The organism is Thalassospira sp. (assembly GCF_002709775.1).
Taxonomy (GTDB): Bacteria; Pseudomonadota; Alphaproteobacteria; order Rhodospirillales; family Thalassospiraceae; genus Thalassospira.
The window spans coordinates 24252-46481 of sequence record NZ_PAQR01000035.1 but is presented as its reverse complement, the minus strand read 5'-3'; the positions used below and the strand labels follow the sequence as shown (position 1 = coordinate 46481).

The following is a 22230-nucleotide window of genomic DNA, read 5'->3' as shown; positions in this document are numbered from 1 at the left end:
CGATCATGCAGCGGACGGAACTTCATTTTAGACAACTCCGTGTTTAAGCTAAGGCTCGTTAATAACTAAGACTAACCGGGATGAGCCCGTATTAGCACTCACCCCCGGCGAGTGCTAACAGCATTTATTGGAGTGCCTGTCCAAAGTCAATAGGGAGATCAAAAAAGACGCAGAAATGTCACGATTTTTGCCAATTTGCGTCTGTGCAGCGCAGCAAGAAATCCGGCTCCTTTTCGGTGCGAGCGGATCAAAACATTTTAATGAACCGCATACAAGCCCCCGACCACAATAAACCAAACAAAACGACACTGATTTCGATCGCGATGGCGTCAGCCAATGATGTGCGAGGCATGTACTACGAAAGCCCGTTTTCAAAGGGCTAGGAAACTTTTCCTTTCACCGCTAAGCTGTATGAAACACAAATAATTCAATCAATTCCAAACAACGTCGCAAGAACTTGCAGATACTTATCATGGCGTTCCAGACACCCGCCTCGCGCAAAACATTCGTGCATCACCACGCGAAGCTGCACCTGAAAATGTGCGGGTATTTCCTGTTCGTGCTGTGCGCTGCTGTGACGGCAAACTCTGTGCACGCGCAGGATTATCTCTGCCCTCAGAAGATCGCCTATGTCGAAAACGAACCGATGTCGCAAAAGGCGATTGTGATCCTGCAAAAGGTCTATGCCGATCTGGGCTGCCCGCTTCAGGCGGTCAAACTGCCCGGGCGTCGCGGCCCGTTGCATTTCAATGAAGGCTTGGTGGATGGTGAATTGCTGCGTGCGATTCCCGCTGAAAAGAACTATGCGCGCGCCTTTGTCCGCTCATCCGTACCCTTGCGCGAAATCTCAAACCGGCTGTGGCGCAACCCGAACGACGATGATCCGCAAACACCGATTGCCTTTACCCTTGGTGTGGCCTGGCAGGAAAAATTCGCCAAAACTAACACGGACAAAACCGGTGTTGCGAACAAGCCGATGATGTTTAACACCGAACTGTATGAGGCCTATGCCAATGGCCGCATCACGCGCTTCCTGGCGGCAGATACAAATATCGATGACATGATCGCAAAGGGCATCCTGGGCAGCACCCCGGCCCCGGTGATCGAGGAAACCGTTTCCGTCCTGCCGCTTTATCACTATCTCGGCGCCGAATACGCCCCCTTCATGACGAAGTTTTCCGAACTGGTTGCCAAAACCGACCCATTCCGCTCGCCACAGGCTGAATGATCAAATCACTCATGCGATTGCAGCAGCAAAATCATCCTTGGTATCGACATCAATCAGCGCACCGGGCAAGTCCACCGCTTTAACGTGCTGGCCCTTGCGATTGATCATCTCTTTTGCGCCCTTGGGACCATCAAGCTCTGAAAGCTCTTCCCAGCAGCTTCTGGGGAAGATTGCAGGCACACCCAAACCACCGGGATACCGGGTTGCGACGATGACCGTCCCGTCAAAGGCATCGATCAGTTTCTGATAGTCGTCGGCGTCAAGGCGGATCTGATCGCAAACCGCAATCAGCACACCGTCGCAATAGGAAGCCTGTTCCATGATCGCGCGCATGCCAGCCGCAATCGAGCTGCCCATGCCACGCGCCCAGTCCGGGTTAGGAACGATGTGAGCACGACCGGCAACCTCGCCAACAATATCGTGCTGATACGCGCCCAGAACGACAAAAGGTGCGGCTTCGCACGTGCCTGCCAACAGGTCCGTTGCGCGCCGGACAAATGATTTGCCCGATATTTCTGCCAGTTGCTTTCGACCGCCAAACCGTTCGCTGGCGCCAGCGGCAAGAAGAAGACCTGCTAACTTTGTCATTCTGCGACCTTGGCAATATGAAGGGTGGTTTCCTTGTAAAGCACCCGGTGAATGCCCGACAGGATCGAAAGCGCAATGCTTTCGGGCAGCTGTCCGCCAATATCAAGCCCGGCAGGACTGGAAACCGGGAATGGCAATTCATGCTCCTTAAGGCCCGCATGATCGAGCACATTGGCAAAACGATGACGCGGCCCCAATGCCGACACATGCCGGATGCTCGAGGACCCAAGTCCGTCAAGGGCACGCAAGGCATCCCCGTCAATCGACACACTGTGCGCCATCAACACCACGGCATCAACGCGATGCTGATCGGCATAGGTCCCAAGGGACGCAATATCACGCACAATCGCGCTGACATTGGGGAAGTGGTCTGCCCGGGCATTTGCCGGTCGCGGATCGGCCAGGCTGACCTGCCAGCCCATTTCACGCGCGATATTGACCACCGGGCGGGCATCCATGCCGCCCCCGACAATCAGGATATGCGGTTCCGGCCGGATCGGCGTTACCAACCAGTCATCGCCGAACTCATCGGGCTTGATGATGGCCGTCTGTTGGCCTGGCAGAACCCGGGGGTCGCGGTCAAACCGGGCCTCGCCCGCACCGATTTTCTGGCGGAAATAACCGGTCTGACGGTCTTTCAGGGCACTGCGCAAATCGCCAAGGCCAAGATCATTCTCGGCACTCAAGGGCTGCAACATGATGTAGACCTTGCCGCCACAGCCAACGCCAAGCTTGAAGAAGACATCGTCTTCATCATTGCCGTCATATTCGAGCATGACGACCTTGTCGGTGACCATGGCCTTGCGGGCATTGCGCACGATGTCTGCTTCAAGGCAGCCACCGCTTAGCAACCCTTGCTGACGACCATGCCCGTCGATCAGCATCATCGCCCCGGCCTTGCGATAGGCAGAACCTTCGGTCCGGTACACGGTACCCAGAACCCATTCCGTCTGATCACGGCCTTCCCACCAGACATCCAGCATCTCAGAGAGTTGATGGCTCATATCAGGCTTCCTTCATGACAATGATGCTGATCGCGTTTTGCATGGCACGATCCAATCAGCGCATCTGCAAGATGATCACATCGATGCTGGCCGGATCAGTATGACTACGAAGAGCAGCCACTTCTTCCTCACTGACAGCATCACCGTGGTTGCCCCATGCCGATCGGGCATAAGTCAACACCTCGGCCATCTGGGCATCGGACAGATGTTCACGATATGGCGGCATGCGATAAGAATCCGGCACACCATTCGCAATCACGCGTGGGGAGCCGTTCAGCGTCACATTAATCGCAGACTCAGCCTCCGGTGCCAGCATGGAAGACACACCGGCAAGCGGCGGGATCCATTCATTCTGACCCAGACCATCACGGCCATGACAGAACGCACAATTCGCAGCATAGGTCCGCGCACCCGGCACCTTGTCAGCAACATCGCGCGACAGATCATCTGCGGTTGCTTCATCATATGCCCAGACCGGACCATCATAATCCGGGTCCGCCGGCAATGATTTCAGGTAATGGGCAATCGACATCAGATCATCATCGCTCATGAACTGGGTCGAGTTATTAAACGCCTCGACCATCGACCCGAACACGACACCATGTTCGTTACGGCCATTCTTGAGATAGGCGTAAACGTCTTCTTCGCTCCAACGGCCAAGGCCGATATTCGGATCATTACGAAGACTTGGCGCGTACCAGCCATCCAGAAGCGCACCGGACAGATATTCCGGACTGCTTTCATCAAGGGCGACTTCGTTCATCGCCGGACCACGTGGGGTATGGCAACTGCCACAATGCCCCGGCCCCTGAACCAGATAGGCACCCCGGTTCCACATACCATCTTCGGATGCCTTGGCCTGATAAACCTCGCCTTCGGTGAAGACGACATTCCAAAGTGCGAGCGGCCAGCGCATGTTAAGCGGTTCTTCGATTTCGGTCGGCTTGTTGGCCTGCGAAACCGGTTCGACGCCTTCCATGAAATAGGCATAAAGCGCTTCGATATCGCCATCCGTCATTTTGTCATAAGACGGATACGGCATCGCCGGATACAGACGATGACCATCGGCTGCAACGCCATGGCGAAGTGCGCGGTCGAAATCGGCAAGGCTGTAGTTGCCAATACCGGTTTCCGGATCCGGGGTAATATTGGTGGTAAAGATCGAGCCAAGTGGCGTGCCCATTTCAAGCCCGCCGGCAAAAGCCTTGCCGTCCGGGGTGGTATGACAGGCAACGCAGTCACCAAGGCGAGCAACATATTCACCGCGCGCGATCAGGTCTTCTGATGGCGCAGATGCGGTTACATTATCAAAGGGCGAAGACGGCGTATGTGTCGCGATCCAGGCAGTACCGGCCGCGCCAACAACAACGACGCCCAAGACAGTCAGAAACAACTTTTTCAACGGAATCCCCGTTTTCTGTTCGCAAGTGATTTTAAGGCTATTGCCGGATGCAGATTTCAAATGCGGGATCGATGACCACACGCGGACTAACGCGCGTGGTCATCGCCCTGTCTGCATCCGGGGTCCTAGCTTTCGAAGCGCAGGTTACTCAGCGGCATGCTGCGGACGCGCTGCCCGGTAAGGGTCGAAACCGCATTGGCAATCGCCGGCAGAACCGGCGGCAAGCCGGGTTCACCAATACCGCCCATCTTCGCACCGCTTTCAACGATGCGGACATGAACGTTCGGCATCTGATCGGGCCGCAGAATCGGATAAAGGTCATAGTTCCGTGCGGTCGGCTCGCCATTTTCGTAAATGGCTTCTTCCATCAGGATCTGCGATACGCCAAGCGCGACGGCCGATTTGACCTGTGCCTCGATAATGGCCGGGTTGACGATGCTGCCCGGATCGATGGCTTCCCAAACGTCATGGACAACCACGTCGCCGTTTTGCATGGACACCTCGGCAATGGCAGCAGACTCACTGCCAAACGGGGATGCCATACCGACACCACGTGCACGTTGGCTGCCGTCTTCGGCCGTGAACGGACCTCGTTTCCAGCCACCAGACAAATCACCGACAGCGCGCAAAAGGTTACTCAAACGCTCATCGCTCTGAAGAAGCTGCATGCGCAGTTCATACGGGTCATGACCGCCCTGATCGGCCAGCTCATCAAAGAATGTCTCATAGAAGAAATCATTCATCGAATGGCCGACAGACCGCCAATAGGCCAGCATGGCTGGCGTCTTGACATAGATCTGGGCGATCCGGCGGTTGGCAATCGCGTATTTCTTGCCCGTCAGACCTTCAAGCGCCAGTGGATCGATTGAGTCCGGGTTGTGACCATAAATGCCTTCGGTCGGGCCTTCGGTGGCGCTGATGGCTTCAAGGCCAACCGGCATGCCATCGGCATCAAGCCCGCCACGGAACTTGACCACGGCCATCGGACGCAGCGGATCACGCAGGAATTCTTCCTCGCGGCTCCAGATCAGTTTCACCGGACGACCGACTTCCTTGGCCAGTTGAACGGCCTGCGGATAAGGGTTGGCTTCCGGATACAGGAAGTGACGGCCAAAGAACCCGCCCAGCATCGGTGAGTGGACGTTGATCTGCGATGCTTCAAGCCCGGTCATTCCGGCGATCTGGGACTGGAACTGTTCAGGTGCCTGGTTTGGCATCCAGACATCAAGGGTGCCGTCATCGTTAAACCGTGCTAATGCCGAAGGCGGCTCAAGCTGCCCGTGATGGACAAACTGGCTGCGATAGGTTGCCTCAACGGTGGTTGCGGCATTCGAAATGGCCGACCCAACGTCGCCTTCTTCTTCGCCCGCTTTGCCGTTACCGGTTTGATTGGCAAGGTGATCGGAAAACGCCACGGTCGAAAAATCATCCGGCATATGACGGATGTTCGAGCCATCCTCATCGCGTTTGACCCACTCAACCTGAAGGGCCTCTGCCGCGACCTTGGCATTCCACCAACGTTCGGCAACAACCGCAACGGCGCCCGGCAAACGATGGATCGACATGACGCCTTTCATCGCACTGACATCGGTTTCGTTCAGGATGTTGCCAACGCCAAGGCCCAGACGCGGGGCGTGCTGAACGGCGGCATGCACCATACCCTCGACCGCGCAATCGATGGAAAAGATCGCCTTGCCGGTCGCCTTGTCATGGATATCAAGGCGATCAACCGGCTTGCCGATCCAGCGGAAGGTCGACGGATCGCGCAGCTTGATGCCCTCAGAATCCGGCACCGGCAGATCAAGCGCATCTTCGGCCAGATCGCCGAACGGTACTTTCTGACCGGTTGAGCTGTTTACAACATAACCGGGCTCGGTGGTGAGTTGTGCGAGCGGCACATCAAAGCGGATTGCCGCGGCCTGCAGCAACATGTTACGTGCAGATGCACCAAGCTTGCGCATGGTGTCATAGCTTGTGCGGACCGACATGCTGCCGCCGGTAATACGCATCTGGTTGTTGATCACCAGATAATCCGGACCGGCCGGTGCACTTTCGACAACAAAGCTTTTGGGATCGGCATCCAGTTCTTCGCCAACGATCTGTGCCATGGCGGTAAAGACGCCCTGCCCGCCTTCAACGAACGGACTTTGCAAACGCACGGTATTGTCCGGGCGGATCTCAAGGAATGCCGGAACACGGGTTCCCGGTGTGACTTCACCACCGCTTTGCGCGCGCGCCTTGCCGACGGGCAGGCCGAAACCAAGAACAAGCGCGCCCGTTGTTGCCCCGGCGGCACCAAGCAGGAACCGGCGACGGGAAATATTGACCGGCTCGCCTGTCGGGAACTGGTCCTGTTGGGACGGGGAAAGCTTCAGGTTCTTCACGACGCACCTCCTTCCGCAAGGTCTTTGACCGCGGCATGGATGGCGTTGTAGGTGCCGCAACGGCACAGATTGACCATTGCTGCTTCGACGTCGTCTTCGGTCGGGTTTTCAATCTCTTTCAGCAACGCGGTTGCCGCCATTACCTGACCGGACTGGCAATAGCCGCACTGGGGAACCTGATGCTCAACCCATTTTTCGACGACGCGCTTGCCAACCGGATCATTTTCGATGGCTTCGATGGTGGTAATTTCCTGACCTTCGACCGCATCAATCGGCGTGACACAGGAACGGGTGACAACACCGTCGACCATGACCGAGCACGCACCACACTGCGCAAGTCCGCAGCCATATTTGGTCCCGGTCATTCCCAGATTGTCACGAATGACCCAAAGCAGGGGTGTGTCGCCGTCTGCATCGACGTCGTAAGTCTCATTGTTGATGGTTAGTTTCATGGCGCTCTCTCTAAGTTCGGTTCACCGACGGGACCGTATTGTTGGCGTGCCATTTACCCGTCGATCTATCGGGTGTTGGAATGTGCGTCTTGCGGTTTGACGACATTTTTTGATTGTTATTCAGTCTGCTCAAAAAAAAATGATCGCACTATGGCGTTATTTTAATAGTACTTATGAGCAAAACATCTAAATCACCGTCATAGGCTTGCGCGGTGTGCGGGGGGGGCTGGTGGCTTTTGCTCTGCGATCATTGCCTGATGTGGGGATGCGACAAACCCGACACAACTTAGCCCGCTGTATAGCCGGGCACCCGGCCGCGGTAGGGCAATGACTTCACAATAAAAACCGGTGTGAATTTTTTTAACGCACGGACGCGATCAAGGTTCCCGGGCCATGACAGGTGCAAGAAACCTGCAAAAAATACAAATATCGGTTGTTATACTCTTGAGGACGGACCTTGCCGTTCCAATCTAAAATCAAGACAAGTATCTGATTTGGCGCTGTAAAGCTTTACGCAAGACGATGATTTTCAGACGACGACTGCACCTGTTATTTTGCGTGCTGGCAGGTTTTCTGCCCGGCCTTGTCCATGCCCAGCAAGCAAGCGACTGCCCGAAACAACTGGGCAGTGTCAGCAATGACCGTCTGGCAACGGTCGTCACAAAAGTGATGACCGATATTTATGAAAAGCTCGGCTGCCCGATCCGGGTTGAAACCATGCCGGGCCAACGCGGCTTTATCGCGTTTAACGAAGGGCAAGTGGATGGCGAGATGTTTCGTTTTCCGGTTGCCGCGCAATATTATTCCCGTGCCTTCGTTCAGTCCGAAGTCCCGTTACTTGAGATTTCAAACAGCCTCTGGGCGGCACCGGGAAGCAAGCTTCATTCCGACGGACCAACCGGTTACGTGATCGGACTGGCGTGGCAGGAACAATATCTTGCTAATACCCCGGACGAGACCAAAAGCGGCCATCGCGATGTCGATGACGTCATATCCCACTACAATATGGGCACCTTCGACCGCTTCCTTGCCGAAGACGAAACCATCCGCCTTGCCATCGCAAACGGTGCATTTGCCAAGGGCCAGGAACCGGTCCAGCTCGAAGCCGTCAAGGTCGGCGCGCTTTATCATTTCCTCGGCGCCGAATTCACCCCCTTCATGAACCGCCTGTCGCAATATCTCGCCGATCACCCGCCATTCGAACGCAGCGGTGCGATGTAACGCCGACGCACTGCAAATACGCAAATGCAATAAGCTGTTTCATCTGCTATCCATTAGCCAAGTGAAATCGCTCAACCTGCGCAAGGCGGCACCGATGCAAATTGAATCCCTGGAAATCCCGGACATCAAAATGATCTTCCCAAAGAAGTTTGGCGATGAACGGGGCTTTTTCTCGGAAACCTACAATATGGAAGCCTTTGCCAAGGCGGGGATTGATCATCAATTTGTGCAGGACAATCACTCGCTCTCACAAGCGGTCGGTGTGCTGCGGGGATTGCACTTCCAGTGCCCGCCCTATGCCCAGCACAAACTGATCAGGGTTCCTAAGGGACGCATTCTTGATATCGCCGTTGATATCCGAAAAGGTTCCAAAACCTTCGGGAAATGGGTCGCGGCCGAGGTCAGCGCAGAAGAATGGAACCAGATGTTTGTGCCTGCCGGCTTCGCACACGGCTTTGTCACGTTGGAGCCTGACACCGAAGTCAATTACAAGGTATCGGCCCCCTACGCACCGGAAAGCGAACGCGCAATCAAGTGGAACGACCCGGAGCTCGCCATTGATTGGCCCTTCAGCGAAGCCGAGGTCATTGTTTCAGAAAAAGACGCTACCGCGATGAGCTTTGCAAGCTATTGCGAAAATCCGGTGTTTTAATTCCGATCACAAAAGATCGTAGGTCCGAAGAACCGTCTGCAGATACGCCTTGTAGGAACTTGCCCCAAATTCGTTCATCAGGGTTTCAAACTGCGTGACCGAAATCAGGCCTTTTCGAAGCGCGATTTCCTCCGGGCAGGCAATTTTCAGGCTTTGGCGACTTTCCACCGTGCGCACGAAATTCGCGGCATCCAGCATCGCGGCGTGTGTTCCGGTATCAAGCCAGGCATAACCACGGCCCATTCTTTCGACCTTAAGCGTGCCACGTTCGAGATAGGCCTTGTTCACATCGGTAATCTCAAGCTCGCCGCGCTTTGATGGTTTGATTGATTTGGCGATATCGACCACGTCTGCGTCATAGAAATACAATCCGGTCACCGCGAAGTTCGATTTTGGGTGCTCCGGCTTTTCCTCGATATCAAGTGCGACACCATCGCGGTCAAACTCGACCACACCGTATCGTTCGGGATCCTGAACGTAATAGGCAAAGACGGTTGCGCCCTCGGATTGATCCATAGCACTTCGCAACAGATCGGTCAGGTTATGACCGAAATAGATGTTATCGCCCAAAATCAGACAGCACGGGTCGTTGCCGATAAAGTCCGCACCGACAATAAATGCATCGGCAAGGCCGCGCGGTTCCGGCTGCACCGCATATTCAAGATTGATGCCCCACTTCGAGCCATCACCAAGTAGATCCTTGAACAGCGGCACATCCCGAGGTGTGCTGATAATCAGAATATCCTTGATACCTGCCAGCATCAGCGTCGTCAGCGGATAGTAGATCATCGGCTTGTCATAGACAGGCTGGAGCTGCTTGGAGACAACCAGTGTCGATGGATGCAAACGCGATCCGGTACTGCCTGCCAGTATGATCCCCTTACGCATCTGACTTCTCCCTTGGAAGATTCTCAATAACCGCGCTCAAGCTTTCTTCGACGGTTGGCAACTGTATCGCGAATGCGTCGATAAAACGCTGGCTGGACATAACGGAATATTTGGGACGCTCCGCGACCGTCGGATATTCCGAAGACGGTACTGGTGTAATGCGACAGTTCGTGCCTTTCCAATCCGCACCCCAGACCTGTGATGCGACCTTTTGGATACGCTTGGCGAATTCAAACCATGTTTGCGGCTGATCGGACGACAGATGATAGGTGCCAAACTTCTTGAAATCCGTTGCAACGGCCATTTCGCAGAGCTTGAGGATTGCCCGCGCCAGATCATCGGCACTGGTCGGACATCCCGTCTGGTCATTCACGACACGAATTTCGTCTCGTCCTGCCATCAGGTTGAGCATCGTCTTGACGAAATTTTTCCCGAACGGGCTGAAGACCCAGGACGTTCGAATAATCAGATGCTTTTCGTTGGCTTCTCTGACGGCAACTTCGCCCGCATATTTGCTCTCGCCATACACACCCAACGGCGAGACCGGGTCTTGCTCGCTATAGGGCTTTGATGCCTGGCCATCGAACACATAATCCGTTGAAACATGGATCAGCGGGACGGATCGTTTGGCAGACGCCTCTGCCATCGCGCGCACAGCATCACGATTGACCTTGAATGCGATATCACGCTGTTCCTCGGCCAGATCAACTGCGGTGTATGCCGCGGCGTTGATCACGATATCGGGTTGCACGCGATTGATAACCGGCTCTATCTGGCGGGCGTCCTCAAGGTCACATTCATCCCTGCCGACAAAAACCAGCTCGGCATTTGGAAACTCATCCCCGCACATGGCAAGGCAACTGGCCAGCTGACCGGTTTTTCCAAACACCAGGATTTTAGGCATCAGCTTGCCCCTTGGCACTGCCCAGACGTTCGCCTGCATATTTGGTTTTCAAGATCGGCTCCCACCATGCGCGGTTATTCACATACCATTCGACGGTCTGCTTCAGGCCGGTTTCGAAATCATATTTCGGCCGCCATCCCAGTTCGGTCTGCATTTTGGTTGGATCAATGGCATATCGCCAATCATGCCCCGGGCGGTCTTTCACATAGGTCACCGCATCATCGAAACTTTCAAACGGGACACCTGGCACAATGTCGTGCACCGTATCAAAGATCCGTTTGACAACCTCGATATTGGTCAGCTCGTTACAGCCGCCGACATTGTATTTCTCGCCCAACCGGCCTTCCGTCAGGATTTTCACCAAGGCCTCGGCATGGTCTTCGACATGCAGCCAATCGCGGGTATTAAGCCCCTCGCCGTAAACGGGAAGCTGCTTGCCATGCAGCAGGTTAAGACACATCAGCGGAATAAGCTTTTCCGGGAACTGGAACGGCCCGTAATTGTTCGAGCAATTGCTGATCACAACAGGCAGCCCATAGGTGTGATACCACGCCAGTACCAGATGATCGGAACTCGCCTTGCTTGCGGAATACGGTGAGGTCGGCGCATAAGCCGTTTCTTCGGTAAACAGCCCTTCGCTGCCAAGCGATCCATAGACCTCATCAGTCGAAATGTGATGAAAGCGGAACTTTGATTTCCTGTCCGCAGGCAGCTTATCGAAATAGCCGCGTGCAACTTCAAGCAAGGTAAAGGTGCCGACCACATTGGTCTGAATGAAATCACCCGGCCCGTCGATAGAACGATCAACATGGCTTTCGGCAGCCAGATGCATCACCGCATCGGGCTGAAACGCATCAAAAAGCTCAATGATGGCATCCCGGTTGCAGATATCCTGATGGGCAAAATGGTAATTGTCCTGCGACGAAATCGACGCCAGCGTTCTCAGATCGCCAGCATATGTCAGCTTGTCGATATTAAGGACCTCATAGCCCTTCAAACCGGTCATAAGCCGACAAACAGCAGATCCGATAAACCCTGCACCGCCCGTCACGATAACTTTCATTCTGCTCTCATCGAAAAGTTGATGGCGTGGAACAACGTTGCCTGCATCAAGGTTACATTGCCCGATCAATACTGTCGAACCTTCGGTTAACTTATTGCAAAGAAGTGTTATTTGGACGCGTTATTCACGCCCAAAATCCGTAATCCGCAAACAAAAAGGCCGGATGCATCTGCATCCGGCCATTTTTTGATAATTTTGAATAATCGCGGCGATTATTCGACAGTTACTGATTTCGCAAGGTTACGTGGCTGATCGACATCCGTACCTTTATGAACCGCAACATGATAGGCCAGCATCTGTACCGGGATGGTGTAAAGGATCGGTGCGACGAAGTCGGCGACCTTCGGCAGCTCAACAGTGGCAGAGGCCATATCGCCAAGCTTGGCAAGCCCCGGCGCATCCGAGATAAAGATCACCCGGCCACCACGTGCCGCCGCTTCCTGCATGTTTGAGGCAGTTTTTTCAAACAGCTCGTCCGATGGCGCAATGACAATGATCGGCACAGACTGATCAATCAGCGCAATCGGGCCGTGCTTCATTTCACCCGCTGCATACCCTTCGGCGTGGATATAGGAAATTTCCTTGAGCTTGAGCGCCCCTTCCATCGCGATCGGATAGCCAAGACCACGACCGAGATAAAGCACATCGCGCGCATCGGCGACATCAAGGGCGAGCTGCTTGAGCGCATCGTCATGATGAAGCACTTCGGCAGCATGTTTCGGCACTTCGGTGAGTGCAGTTACGATTGCGGCTTCCTCGTCCTTTGCAAGGGTGCCGTTTTCACGACCGATGGTTACCGCAAGGCAGGCCAGAACTGTTAGCTGCGTCGTGAACGCCTTGGTCGACGCCACCCCGATTTCCGGCCCGGCATAGGTCAGAAGCACCACGTCACTTTCGCGCGCAATCGTGCTTTCTGGCACGTTGACGATGGAAACGATCTTCTGGCCCTTGGATTTGGCGTAGCGAAGGGCAGCCAGGGTATCGAGCGTCTCGCCCGACTGCGAGATGAACAGGGCAACACCGCCCTTTGGCAGCGGCGGGCAGCGATAGCGGAATTCGGATGCGACATCGACATCGACACCGAGCCCGGCATAGCGTTCCACCCAGTGCTTTGCCACCAGACCGGCGTAGTAGGACGTGCCGCAAGCGACAATCGTCAGGCGCGATGCATCGGCAAAGGAAAACGGCATATCCGGCAGTTTGATCGTCTGGGTCGCCGGATTGATGAAGGCATGCAGGGTATCGCCAATCACCGCTGGCTGCTCGAAGATTTCCTTCTGCATGAAGTGATTGTAGTTGCCCTTGCCCATCATGGCGCCCGAAACAGCCGACAGCTTGGTTTCGCGGGTGACGTCTTCGTCATTTTCATCGCGGACCTGAACGCTATCGCGGGTCATTTCAACCCAGTCGCCTTCTTCAAGGTAAATCAGCTTGTTGGTCAGGTGCGACAGCGCCATGGCATCCGAGCCAAGATACATCTCGCCCTCGCCCAGACCAACGGCAAGCGGCGTACCACGACGGGCGCCAAAGATGACGTCATGCTGACCGGCAATCATGATCACCAGCGCAAAGGCACCTTCGATGCGATGCAGGGTGGCCGCAACAGCATCACGTGGGCTTTTGCCCTGATCAAGGAAATCGGACACCAGATGCACGACCACCTCGGTATCGGTATCGGTGGCAAATACCCGCCCCTTGGCAGTAAGCTCGGCCTTGATTTCCTGGAAGTTTTCGATGATGCCGTTATGAACCACGGCAACCTTGCCATCGGTATGCGGATGGGCGTTGTTTTCGGTCGGAACCCCATGGGTCGCCCAGCGGGTGTGGCCAATACCAACATCACCAGCAAGCGGCTGGTCCGCCAAACGATTGGCAAGATTGATCAGTTTACCTTCTGCGCGGCGGCGCTCGATATCGCCATTGACCAGGGTCGCAATCCCGGCACTGTCATAACCGCGATATTCGAGACGCTTAAGGCCTTCAAGAATGCGATCGCTGACGCTGTCTTTGCCGATAATCCCGATAATGCCGCACATATTGGTTTTCTTCCTGCTTTATATCGCGTGTCGTTCCGGCCACCCGAATGCGGGCGGCAATTTGATAATCTTTGTTTCAGGCTATTTCTTGCCGGTCAGTTCGCGCATCTTTTCGCGAAACTTGGCAGCCCAGCCCTTTTTCTCGATCCGTTCGGCCCGGGTCAGGGTCAGTGCATCAGCTTCGACCTTGCCAGTCACGGTGCTGCCCGCCCCGACAATCGCGCCATCGCCAATTTCGACGGGTGCCACCAGCGACGAGTTCGAACCGATAAAGGCCCCTGCCCCGATGTCGGTATGCTGTTTACGGAAACCGTCATAATTGCACGTGATCGTGCCGGCCCCGATATTGGCCTTGGCTCCGACACGAGCATCGCCGATATAGCTCAGATGGTTGACCTTGGCCCCGTTTTCGACGACGGCCTTTTTGATCTCGACAAAGTTGCCAACCCGCGCACCGGCACCAATTTCAGCCCCCGGACGCAAACGGGCATAAGGACCAATATCGGCACCTTCACCAACCACGCAACTTTCAAGATGGCTAAACGCCTTGATCACGACATTGTCGCCGACCGTAACACCCGGCCCAAAGACCACATTCGGCTCCACAATCACATCACGGCCAAGCTTGGTATCGGAACTCAAAAACACCGATGCCGGATCAACCAGCGTCGCGCCCTCTGCCATGGCTGCTTCGCGCAGGCGGTTTTGAACGATGGCTTCGGCAACAGCCAGCTGTGTGCGGGAATTGACACCAAGCGTCTCTGCCTCATCGACCTCGACCGCGACACAGCTTTGGCCATTTTTCTGTGCGACTTCCACCGCATCGGTCAGGTAATACTCACCCTTGGCATTGGCGTTATCAATCGCCTCAAGTGTTGCGATCATGTCTTCGGCCTTAAAGCACATCACCCCGGAATTGCAGAAATTGATCTGACGCTGCGCATCATCACATTCCTTGTCCTCGACAATCGCGGTCAAGTTGCCGTTCTGATCTGTGACCAAACGGCCATACCCGGTCGGGTCTTCCGGGCGGAAGCCCAGAACCGCGACGGCATGGTCATTTTCTTCACGTGCGGCAACAAGGCGGGCCAGCGTTTCGGCGGTGAAAAGCGGACTGTCGGCATAAAGCACCAACACATTGCCGCGTAGCCCCGACAGGCCATCACGCGCGGCAAGAACAGCATGGGCTGTGCCAAGACGATCAGTTTGTTCAAAGGTCGGATGCGGGGCCACGGTCTTGATCAGGTCGGGCATATCCGGACCGACAACGACCATGGCCTTTGTCGCATTCAGGTGAGCTGCGGTATCAATGACATGCCCCACCATCGGTTTGCCCGCCACTTTGTGCATGACTTTGGGCAGTGCGCTTTTCATGCGCGTGCCCATCCCGGCGGCCAAAACAACAACACTTAGCTCAAGCGACATCTATTACCCTGTTGGCTGCGATTGCGCAGCATCCCCTTTGAAAGCGTCATCACATCAATGTGTGATGCAAATAATCCAATTCGCAGCAAGTCTTAGAACATATTCTTTTCAAGCAAAAGCCCATAAAGAATCACGTTTTGTTACCGGCTGTTAGCAGATGTTACCGATTGTTAATGGCACGGTTTCCGTTAAGTTCCTATAAACCACCCAACCGCCACCAACGTTGCCACCCATTCATTCCAAAGGAGCCCCACCCGATGGCAAAATTCATCCTGTTCGACCTTGATGGCACCCTGATTGACGGGGTCGATGACATCCTGTTTGCGATGAATGATTTACTGGCTGCCAACGGGCACGCGCCGCTCGTACGCCATGATATCGAGGCAATGCTGGGCGATGGCACCTGGATGCTGACCAAGCGCGCCTTTGCTGCGCGCGGTGAAACACCAACCGATGCGATGCTTGATGAGCTTAATGTCGACTTCAACACCCGCTACGTCGATACCGACTATGCCTATACCCGCCTGTTTGAAAATGCTGAAACCGTCTTGCGCGAACTGAAATCTGACGGCTGGACGATTGCGCTGGCGTCCAACAAACCCGAAGCCCCCTGCAAGGCAATCCTCGCCAAACTCGGGGTCGCGGATCTGTTTAGCGTCATCGCTGGCGGCAACAGCTTTGAGGTCAAGAAACCCGATGGTCGCTTCCTTGACTTTGTCCTGAACCAACTTGGCTTTGATAAATCAACCGACACCGCCATCATGGTCGGCGATCACGCCAATGATGTGAATGCCGCCCGCGCAGCCGGTATCCATGCAATTGCCGTTGCCATGGAAGTCGATGATACACGAGCCAAATCGCTTGGTGCGGATGCGGTTGTGACTGCCTATCAGGATATGCAGGCAGCGATCCGGAAGATCACCGGATAATCTCAAACCTCCAAGAACGAAGAAACCGGCTGGCACATCTGCACCAGCCGGTTTTTGTTTGTTTTCGGGCTGTTGCGCTGTGCCCTAGTGGCTATCCTTCGGGATTTCCTTGCCACGATGGCCGACGAGGAAGTCGAAATCGGCCCCGCGATCAGCACCGATAACGGACTTGTAATAGAGAGATGCATAGCCGCTGGCGGGGACCGGAACGGTGGTTTTCCAATCTGCCAGACGCTGGGCGAGTTCTTCGTCGCTGATATCGAGATGCAGGCGGCGGTTGGGCACGTCAAGTTCGATCATGTCGCCATTTTGCACCACGGCCAGTGGCCCGCCTGCGGCGGCCTCGGGCGAGGTATGCAGGACGACGGTGCCGTATGCCGTACCACTCATGCGGGCATCTGAAATACGGACCATATCTGTGATCCCTTTGCGCAGCACCTTGGGCGGCAGGCCCATATTGCCAACTTCGGCCATACCCGGATAGCCTTTCGGGCCGCAGTTTTTCAGAACCATGATGCAGGTTTCATCGATATCAAGATTCTCGTCATAGATCTTGGCCTTGTAATCATCGATGTCTTCAAACACCACCGCCCGGCCACGATGGGTCAGGAGTTCCGGAGTAGCTGCAGAGGGCTTGAGCACCGCACCATTGGGCGCAAGGTTGCCCTTGACCACGGCAATGCCGCCGCTGGCGGTCAGGGCCTTATCGAACGGGCGAATGACGTCCTCGTTCCAGTTCCGGACATCCTTGACCTGATCCCACATCGTCTCACCCGATACGGTCAGGGCATCGTTATGAAGCTTGCCAGCCTCACCCAAAGCCTTGATCACCACAGGCAGACCACCGGAATAGAAGAATTCCTCCATCAAATAATCACCAGATGGCTGGAGGTTGACGATCGTCGGGATATCACGGCCCAAGCGGTCCCAGTCATCAAGCGACAAATCGATGCCAACACGCCCGGCAATCGCCAGAAGATGGATCACTGCATTGGTTGAGCCACCAATGGCACCATTGACACGAATGGCGTTTTCAAAGGCTTCCTTGGTCATGACATCAGACGGTTTGAGGTCATCCTTGACCATCTGAACAATACGACGCCCCGTGACATGCGCCATGACGCGACGGCGGCTATCCACCGCCGGAATGGCGGCATTACCCGAAAGCGCCATACCAAGGGCTTCTGCCATGCTGGCCATGGTCGATGCTGTGCCCATGGTGTTGCACGATCCGGGCGAGCGCGACATGGCGATTTCGGCTTCGAGGAAATCCTCGGTGCTGATCTTGCCGGCCTTGCGGGCCTCGGCCAGTTGCCAGAGCGAGGTACCTGATCCGATATCCTCGCCGCGCCACTTGCCATTGAGCATCGGGCCGCCGGTGACGACGATAGCCGGAATATCAACGCTGGCAGCCCCCATAAGGAGCGACGGCGTGGTTTTGTCGCAACCGACCATCAGGACAACGCCATCAAGCGGTGTCCCGCGCAGCATTTCCTCGACATCCATGGCGGCAAGGTTGCGGAACATCATCGCGGTCGGGCGAAGCGTACTTTCACCGGTCGAGAAAACCGGGAATTCAAGCGGCAGACCACCGGCCTCGTAAATGCCGTGTTTGACCCGTTCGGCCAGATCGCGCAGATGGGCGTTACAGGGCGTGAGTTCCGACCAGGTATTACAAATGCCAATCACCGGACGTCCGTCAAACAGATCCGATGGCAATCCCTGGTTCTTCATCCAGCTGCGGTGATAGATATTGTCCTTGCTGGTTCCGCCGAACCAACCTTCTTGTGACCGCAATGTCCGCGGCCAGGGTGCCGGTTTGAACTTCGTCATGCCCGTTTTCCTTTTTGACTTATTATCGTGACGGATCCGGTTATGTGCGTTTGGGACTGCCGCACACAGGACTTTGAACGACACGCACCGGCAACCAGCCCGGAAAACCCAGTAAGGTCAAACCGGATGTTTTCAGTCCGGTGCGTATCGTTCCGCGTCAACATGTTGTTACGCCTTGTTTTTGTTGTAGACGTCGAAGATCACGGCAGCCAAAAGCACAAGGCCCTTGATCACCTGCTGCCAGTCAATACCGACACCGATAATCGACATCCCGTTATTCATGACACCCATGATCAGTGCGCCAACCACAGCACCGATCACCTTGCCAACCCCGCCAGACATCGATGCGCCACCGATGAAGACAGCGGCAATCACATCAAGCTCGAACGCAAGACCGGCCTTGGGCGTTGCCGTATTCAAACGCGCGGCAAAGACCAGCCCGGCAAGGGCTGCAAGCATGCCCATATTGGCAAAGGTAAAGAAGGTCAGGCGCTTGGTATTGATGCCCGAAAGTTTGGCGGCCTTTTCATTGCCACCCAGCGCATAGATGCGACGACCGAGCGTCGTTGAGTTGGTGATAAAGGTAAAGATCGCGATCAAAAGCGCCATGATCACCAGAATGTTTGGCAAGCCGCGATAGGTCGACAGCAGATAGGTGACAAACAGGATCGCAAGACCGGCCACCGCATGCTTGGTCACAAACACCGCCATCGGTTCTTCGACCGCGGCAAACTTCGCCTGTTTGGCACGTGCGCGTAAGCCCAGGATCGGAAGGATCGCGGCCAAAGCCACACCAAGCGACATGGAAAACAGGTTAAAGCGCCCCTCGATCAAGCCGCCAAAGAAATCCGGGATAAAGCCCGAAGACATCGCCTGGAAGCCGTCCGGGAACGGCCCGACCGATGCCCCGCCCAGAAGGGCCAGCGTCAGGCCCTTGAAGACCAGCATGCCCGCCAGCGTCACGATAAAGGATGGAATGCGCCAATACGCCACCCAGTACCCTTGTGCTGCACCAATGATTGCACCGGCAATCAGGCAGACCGGAATGACAAGGGCGGTCGGCAAATCCCAATTGACGATCATCACCGCGGCAAGTGCGCCGATAAAGCCAACGACCGAGCCGACCGACAGGTCGATATTTCCGCCAACAATCACCAGCAACATGCCGACTGCCATAATGATGATATAGCTGTTTTGCAGGAACAGGTTGGTCAGGTTGACCGGCTTGAGCATGATGCCGTCGGTCAGGACCTGGAAGAAGGCCAGAATGGCAACCAGCGCAACAACCATGCCGTATTCCCGGATATGGGTGCGCAGATAGTAGCCGATTGATTTGGTATCAGTATCCGTCATTGTCCGTTTCTCACGCCTTCAGGATCATGCGCATGATTGCTTCCTGGCTTGCGTCCTTTGCCGCAAGCTGCCCTTTGATCTCACCCTCGTTCATGACGTAGATGCGATCGCACATGCCCAGAAGCTCCGGCATTTCCGACGAGATCATGATGACCCCCTTACCGTCGGCTGCCAGTTGGTTGATAATCGTATAAATCTCGTATTTCGCCCCGACATCGATGCCGCGCGTCGGCTCATCGAGAATGAGCACTTCGGGGGCGGCAAACAGCCATTTCGACAGAACGACTTTCTGCTGATTGCCACCGGAAAGGTTCATGACCTTTTGCGCGACATTGGGGGTGCGGATGTTGATCTTGCCACGGTATTCCTCGGCGACAGATCGCTCTGCCCCTTCGTTCAGAACACCGTTTTCAGACACCCCGGGCAGATTGGCGAGCGTGATGTTGGTCGTGATACTTTCTTCAAGGATCAGACCCATTTCCTTGCGGTCTTCGGTGACATAGGCCAAACCCGATGCAATCGCCTTTTCCACGGTCGACACATCAATCGGCTTGCCACGCAGCAACACCTCGCCAGAAATATCGGTGCCGTAGGACTGACCAAAGATGCTCATGGCAAGTTCGGTACGCCCCGCCCCCATCAGCCCGGCAATGCCGACAACTTCACCGGCCGCAACGTCGATATTGACGTTATCAACGACCTTGCGTTCGGGATGCAGCGGATGGGTCGCCGACCAGTTGCGGACCTCCATCAGCTTTTCGGAGCTGATATTTGGCGTCCGATCCGGATAACGATGCGCCATGTCACGCCCGACCATATCCTTGACGATGTCGTCCTCGGTGATCGTGCCACCGCGTGCATCCAGGGTCGAAATCGCCTTGCCATCGCGAATGACGGTGATGCGGTCCGCAACCCGGTTGATCTCATTAAGTTTGTGCGAAATCAGGATCGAGGTAATGCCCTGCGCCTTGAATTCCAGCAACAGGTCCAAAAGCTTTTGACTGTCATTTTCCTGAAGACTTGCCGTCGGCTCATCAAGGATCAGCAGCTTCACCTTTTTTGAAAGCGCCTTGGCAATTTCGACAAGTTGCTGCTTGCCAACCCCGATATTGGTGACAAGGGTCGCCGGGTTTTCTTTCAAACCGACTTTTTGAAGTAACTCACCGGTGCGCGCAAAGGTCGCAGGCCAGTTCACAACCCCGTTTTCACTAACTTCGTTACCCAGAAAGATGTTCTCGGCAATCGAGAGAAGCGGCACGAGGGCCAGCTCCTGATGAATGATGATAATCCCGCGATCTTCACTGTCGCGGATATCCTTGAATTCCTGTACCCCGCCATCATAAAGGATGTCACCGTCATAGGTTCCATGCGGGTACACCCCGCTTAACACCTTCATCAGCGTGGATTTTCCGGCACCGTTTTCGCCGCAAAGGGCGTGGATTTCACCACGTTCCACTTTCAGGCTGACATCATCCAACGCTTTCACACCCGGAAAGGTCTTGGTGATGTTCTTCATTTCCAGGATGGTATCCATCCGGTCCTCCCACTGCCGCTGGCAAGCCAGCCGCGCCTTGATCTGCTTTGGTCTTTGTTTTCCGAAAGTCCCTCGGAAACGCGACCCCGGCAAATGCGCCGGGGCCGTCTACGCCGTTGTGCTTACTGCACGTCTTCTTTGCTGTAATAGCCGGATCCGACCAGGATTTCTTCCCAGTTGGATTTGTCGACCATGATCGGCTCAAGCAGATAGGAAGGAACAACTTTGACACCGTTGTTATAGGTGCTGGTGTCGTTAATGGTCGGCTTTTCGCCTGCAAGAACGCTGTCAACCATCGAAACGGTGACACGGGCCAGCTCGCGGGTGTCCTTGAAGATGGTGGAATACTGTTCGTCAGCAAGGATCGACTTGACCGACGGCAGTTCCGCATCCTGACCGGTTACGATCGGCATTTTGGTATCGCCGGAACCATAGCCAACGCCCTTAAGCGAGGACAGGATACCAATCGACAGACCATCATACGGCGAAAGGACGCCATCAACTTCTTCGTCGGTGTAATGTGCCGAAAGAAGGTTATCCATACGCGCCTGTGCAACGGCACCGTCCCAACGAAGCGTACCGACGGTGTCCATGCCCATCTGGCCGGACTTGATCACGATGGTGCCTTCATCGATCAGCGGCTGCAGGATCGACATCGCGCCATTATAGAAGAAATAGGCGTTGTTATCGTCCGGCGACCCGCCGAACAGTTCAACGTTATAGGGCGGTTCGCCCGATGCAATCAGGCCATCAACCAGCGAGGTTGCCTGCTGCACGCCAACCTTGAAGTTATCGAAGGTGGAATAGTAATCGACATTCGGGCTTTCGACGATCAGGCGATCATAGGCAAATACCTTGATGCCTGCTGCGGCTGCGTTTTCCAGCGCATTCGAAAGCGTGGTGCCGTCAATCGCTGCGATCACAAGAACATCAACGCCTTTGACGATCATGTTCTCGATCTGGGACAGCTGGTTTGGAATATCATCTTCGGCATATTGAAGGTCGGTCTTGTAACCGGCCGCTTCAAACTGCTCGACCATGGAATTACCATCGGAAATCCAACGCGACGAAGATTTGGTCGGCATTGCGATCCCGACATAGCCTTTGTCGGCGGCATGGGCGTAACCACCCGAAAGCATCGGGCTCATCATTGCGGCCGCGCCAAAGGCGACCCCTGCCATTACGGCACTGAGACGTTTCATAGCTATCCTCCCTAAAAGACACGGCATACCAGCCATTTTTATTTACGCCCGACTTTGACAGGCATTCTTGGCCCGCATACGTCGTGTCTTTGTTTTCAATTGATGTGCATCCCCTTTCCCAAAGGACACGGC

At 55.1% G+C, this 22230-nt stretch carries 18 protein-coding genes; 4 read left to right on the top strand and 14 right to left on the bottom strand.

Features of this window, described 5'->3' with window-relative positions:
• Nucleotides 1-472: 472 nt before the first annotated feature.
• Nucleotides 473-1228: a hypothetical protein gene (locus CMO10_RS13395; protein ID WP_297023018.1), complete on the top strand. Its 756-nt coding sequence runs from the start codon at nucleotides 473-475 to the stop codon at nucleotides 1226-1228.
• Between the two features lie 9 nt (nucleotides 1229-1237).
• Here the strand turns inward: CMO10_RS13395 and CMO10_RS13390 are convergent, their stop codons facing one another.
• The 5 genes from CMO10_RS13390 to CMO10_RS13370 all read right to left on the bottom strand — a co-directional run bounded on the left by CMO10_RS13390 (nucleotide 1238) and on the right by CMO10_RS13370 (nucleotide 7058).
• Complete coding sequence (locus tag CMO10_RS13390) at nucleotides 1238-1816, bottom strand: nucleotidyltransferase family protein (RefSeq protein WP_297023015.1); 579 nt, start codon at nucleotides 1814-1816, stop codon at nucleotides 1238-1240.
• Nucleotides 1813-2820, bottom strand: a complete 1008-nt coding sequence (locus CMO10_RS13385; protein ID WP_297023013.1) for an XdhC family protein — start codon at nucleotides 2818-2820, stop codon at nucleotides 1813-1815. Before CMO10_RS13385 ends, CMO10_RS13390 begins: the two co-directional genes overlap by 4 nt.
• A 55-nt stretch (nucleotides 2821-2875) precedes the next feature.
• Nucleotides 2876-4222, bottom strand: a complete 1347-nt coding sequence (locus CMO10_RS13380) for a c-type cytochrome (protein WP_297023011.1) — start codon at nucleotides 4220-4222, stop codon at nucleotides 2876-2878.
• 125 nt (nucleotides 4223-4347) lie between these two features.
• Nucleotides 4348-6606 carry a xanthine dehydrogenase family protein molybdopterin-binding subunit gene (locus CMO10_RS13375; protein WP_297023008.1) on the bottom strand — a complete coding sequence of 753 codons (2259 nt, stop codon included), beginning with the start codon at nucleotides 6604-6606 and terminating at the stop codon, nucleotides 4348-4350.
• Nucleotides 6603-7058 carry a (2Fe-2S)-binding protein gene (locus CMO10_RS13370; RefSeq protein ID WP_297023007.1) on the bottom strand — a complete coding sequence of 152 codons (456 nt, stop codon included), beginning with the start codon at nucleotides 7056-7058 and terminating at the stop codon, nucleotides 6603-6605. The genes CMO10_RS13375 and CMO10_RS13370 overlap by 4 nt, the downstream gene beginning before the upstream one ends.
• Before the next feature lie 558 nt (nucleotides 7059-7616).
• Between CMO10_RS13370 and CMO10_RS13365 the strand changes: the two genes are divergently transcribed.
• Together CMO10_RS13365 and rfbC are read left to right on the top strand one after the other, a co-directional pair.
• Nucleotides 7617-8279, top strand: coding sequence for a hypothetical protein (locus CMO10_RS13365; protein ID WP_297023005.1), 663 nt, complete (start codon nucleotides 7617-7619; stop codon nucleotides 8277-8279).
• 94 nt (nucleotides 8280-8373) lie between these two features.
• Nucleotides 8374-8931 (top strand): dTDP-4-dehydrorhamnose 3,5-epimerase, encoded by a 558-nt coding sequence (rfbC, locus tag CMO10_RS13360; protein ID WP_297023002.1) that lies wholly within the window; start codon nucleotides 8374-8376, stop codon nucleotides 8929-8931.
• Between the two features lie 6 nt (nucleotides 8932-8937).
• On the opposite strand, the gene rfbA is transcribed toward rfbC, so the two are convergent.
• The 5 genes from rfbA to glmU all read right to left on the bottom strand — a co-directional run bounded on the left by rfbA (nucleotide 8938) and on the right by glmU (nucleotide 15247).
• Nucleotides 8938-9819, bottom strand: a complete 882-nt coding sequence (gene rfbA / locus CMO10_RS13355; RefSeq protein ID WP_297023000.1) for a glucose-1-phosphate thymidylyltransferase RfbA — start codon at nucleotides 9817-9819, stop codon at nucleotides 8938-8940.
• Nucleotides 9812-10723 (bottom strand): dTDP-4-dehydrorhamnose reductase, encoded by a 912-nt coding sequence (gene rfbD, locus CMO10_RS13350; protein ID WP_297022997.1) that lies wholly within the window; start codon nucleotides 10721-10723, stop codon nucleotides 9812-9814. The genes rfbA and rfbD overlap by 8 nt, the downstream gene beginning before the upstream one ends.
• Entirely contained in the window at nucleotides 10716-11786 is a 1071-nt protein-coding gene (gene rfbB / locus CMO10_RS13345; RefSeq protein WP_297022995.1) for a dTDP-glucose 4,6-dehydratase, read from the bottom strand. The genes rfbD and rfbB overlap by 8 nt, the downstream gene beginning before the upstream one ends.
• A gap of 212 nt (nucleotides 11787-11998) precedes the next feature.
• A complete protein-coding gene (gene glmS, locus CMO10_RS13340) occupies nucleotides 11999-13822 on the bottom strand; it encodes a glutamine--fructose-6-phosphate transaminase (isomerizing) (RefSeq protein ID WP_297022992.1) in 1824 nt (607 codons plus the stop codon).
• Between the two features lie 81 nt (nucleotides 13823-13903).
• Nucleotides 13904-15247, bottom strand: coding sequence for a bifunctional UDP-N-acetylglucosamine diphosphorylase/glucosamine-1-phosphate N-acetyltransferase GlmU (gene glmU, locus CMO10_RS13335; protein ID WP_297022989.1), 1344 nt, complete (start codon nucleotides 15245-15247; stop codon nucleotides 13904-13906).
• Between the two features lie 257 nt (nucleotides 15248-15504).
• Between glmU and CMO10_RS13330 the strand changes: the two genes are divergently transcribed.
• A complete protein-coding gene (locus CMO10_RS13330; protein ID WP_297022987.1) occupies nucleotides 15505-16176 on the top strand; it encodes an HAD family hydrolase in 672 nt (223 codons plus the stop codon).
• Between the two features lie 84 nt (nucleotides 16177-16260).
• Here CMO10_RS13330 and araD read toward each other — a convergent pair whose 3' ends face one another.
• The 4 genes from araD to chvE form a co-directional block, all read right to left on the bottom strand.
• Nucleotides 16261-18009, bottom strand: a complete 1749-nt coding sequence (gene araD / locus CMO10_RS13325) for an L-arabinonate dehydratase (protein ID WP_297022985.1) — start codon at nucleotides 18007-18009, stop codon at nucleotides 16261-16263.
• A gap of 168 nt (nucleotides 18010-18177) precedes the next feature.
• The gene (gene mmsB, locus CMO10_RS13320; protein WP_297022983.1) at nucleotides 18178-19362 is read right to left on the bottom strand and encodes a multiple monosaccharide ABC transporter permease; all 1185 of its coding nucleotides are present in this window, start codon (nucleotides 19360-19362) and stop codon (nucleotides 18178-18180) included.
• 10 nt (nucleotides 19363-19372) lie between these two features.
• A complete protein-coding gene (gene mmsA, locus CMO10_RS13315; protein ID WP_297022982.1) occupies nucleotides 19373-20896 on the bottom strand; it encodes a multiple monosaccharide ABC transporter ATP-binding protein in 1524 nt (507 codons plus the stop codon).
• Between the two features lie 122 nt (nucleotides 20897-21018).
• A complete protein-coding gene (gene chvE / locus CMO10_RS13310; protein ID WP_044827394.1) occupies nucleotides 21019-22098 on the bottom strand; it encodes a multiple monosaccharide ABC transporter substrate-binding protein in 1080 nt (359 codons plus the stop codon).
• Between the last annotated feature and the right edge of the window lie 132 nt (nucleotides 22099-22230).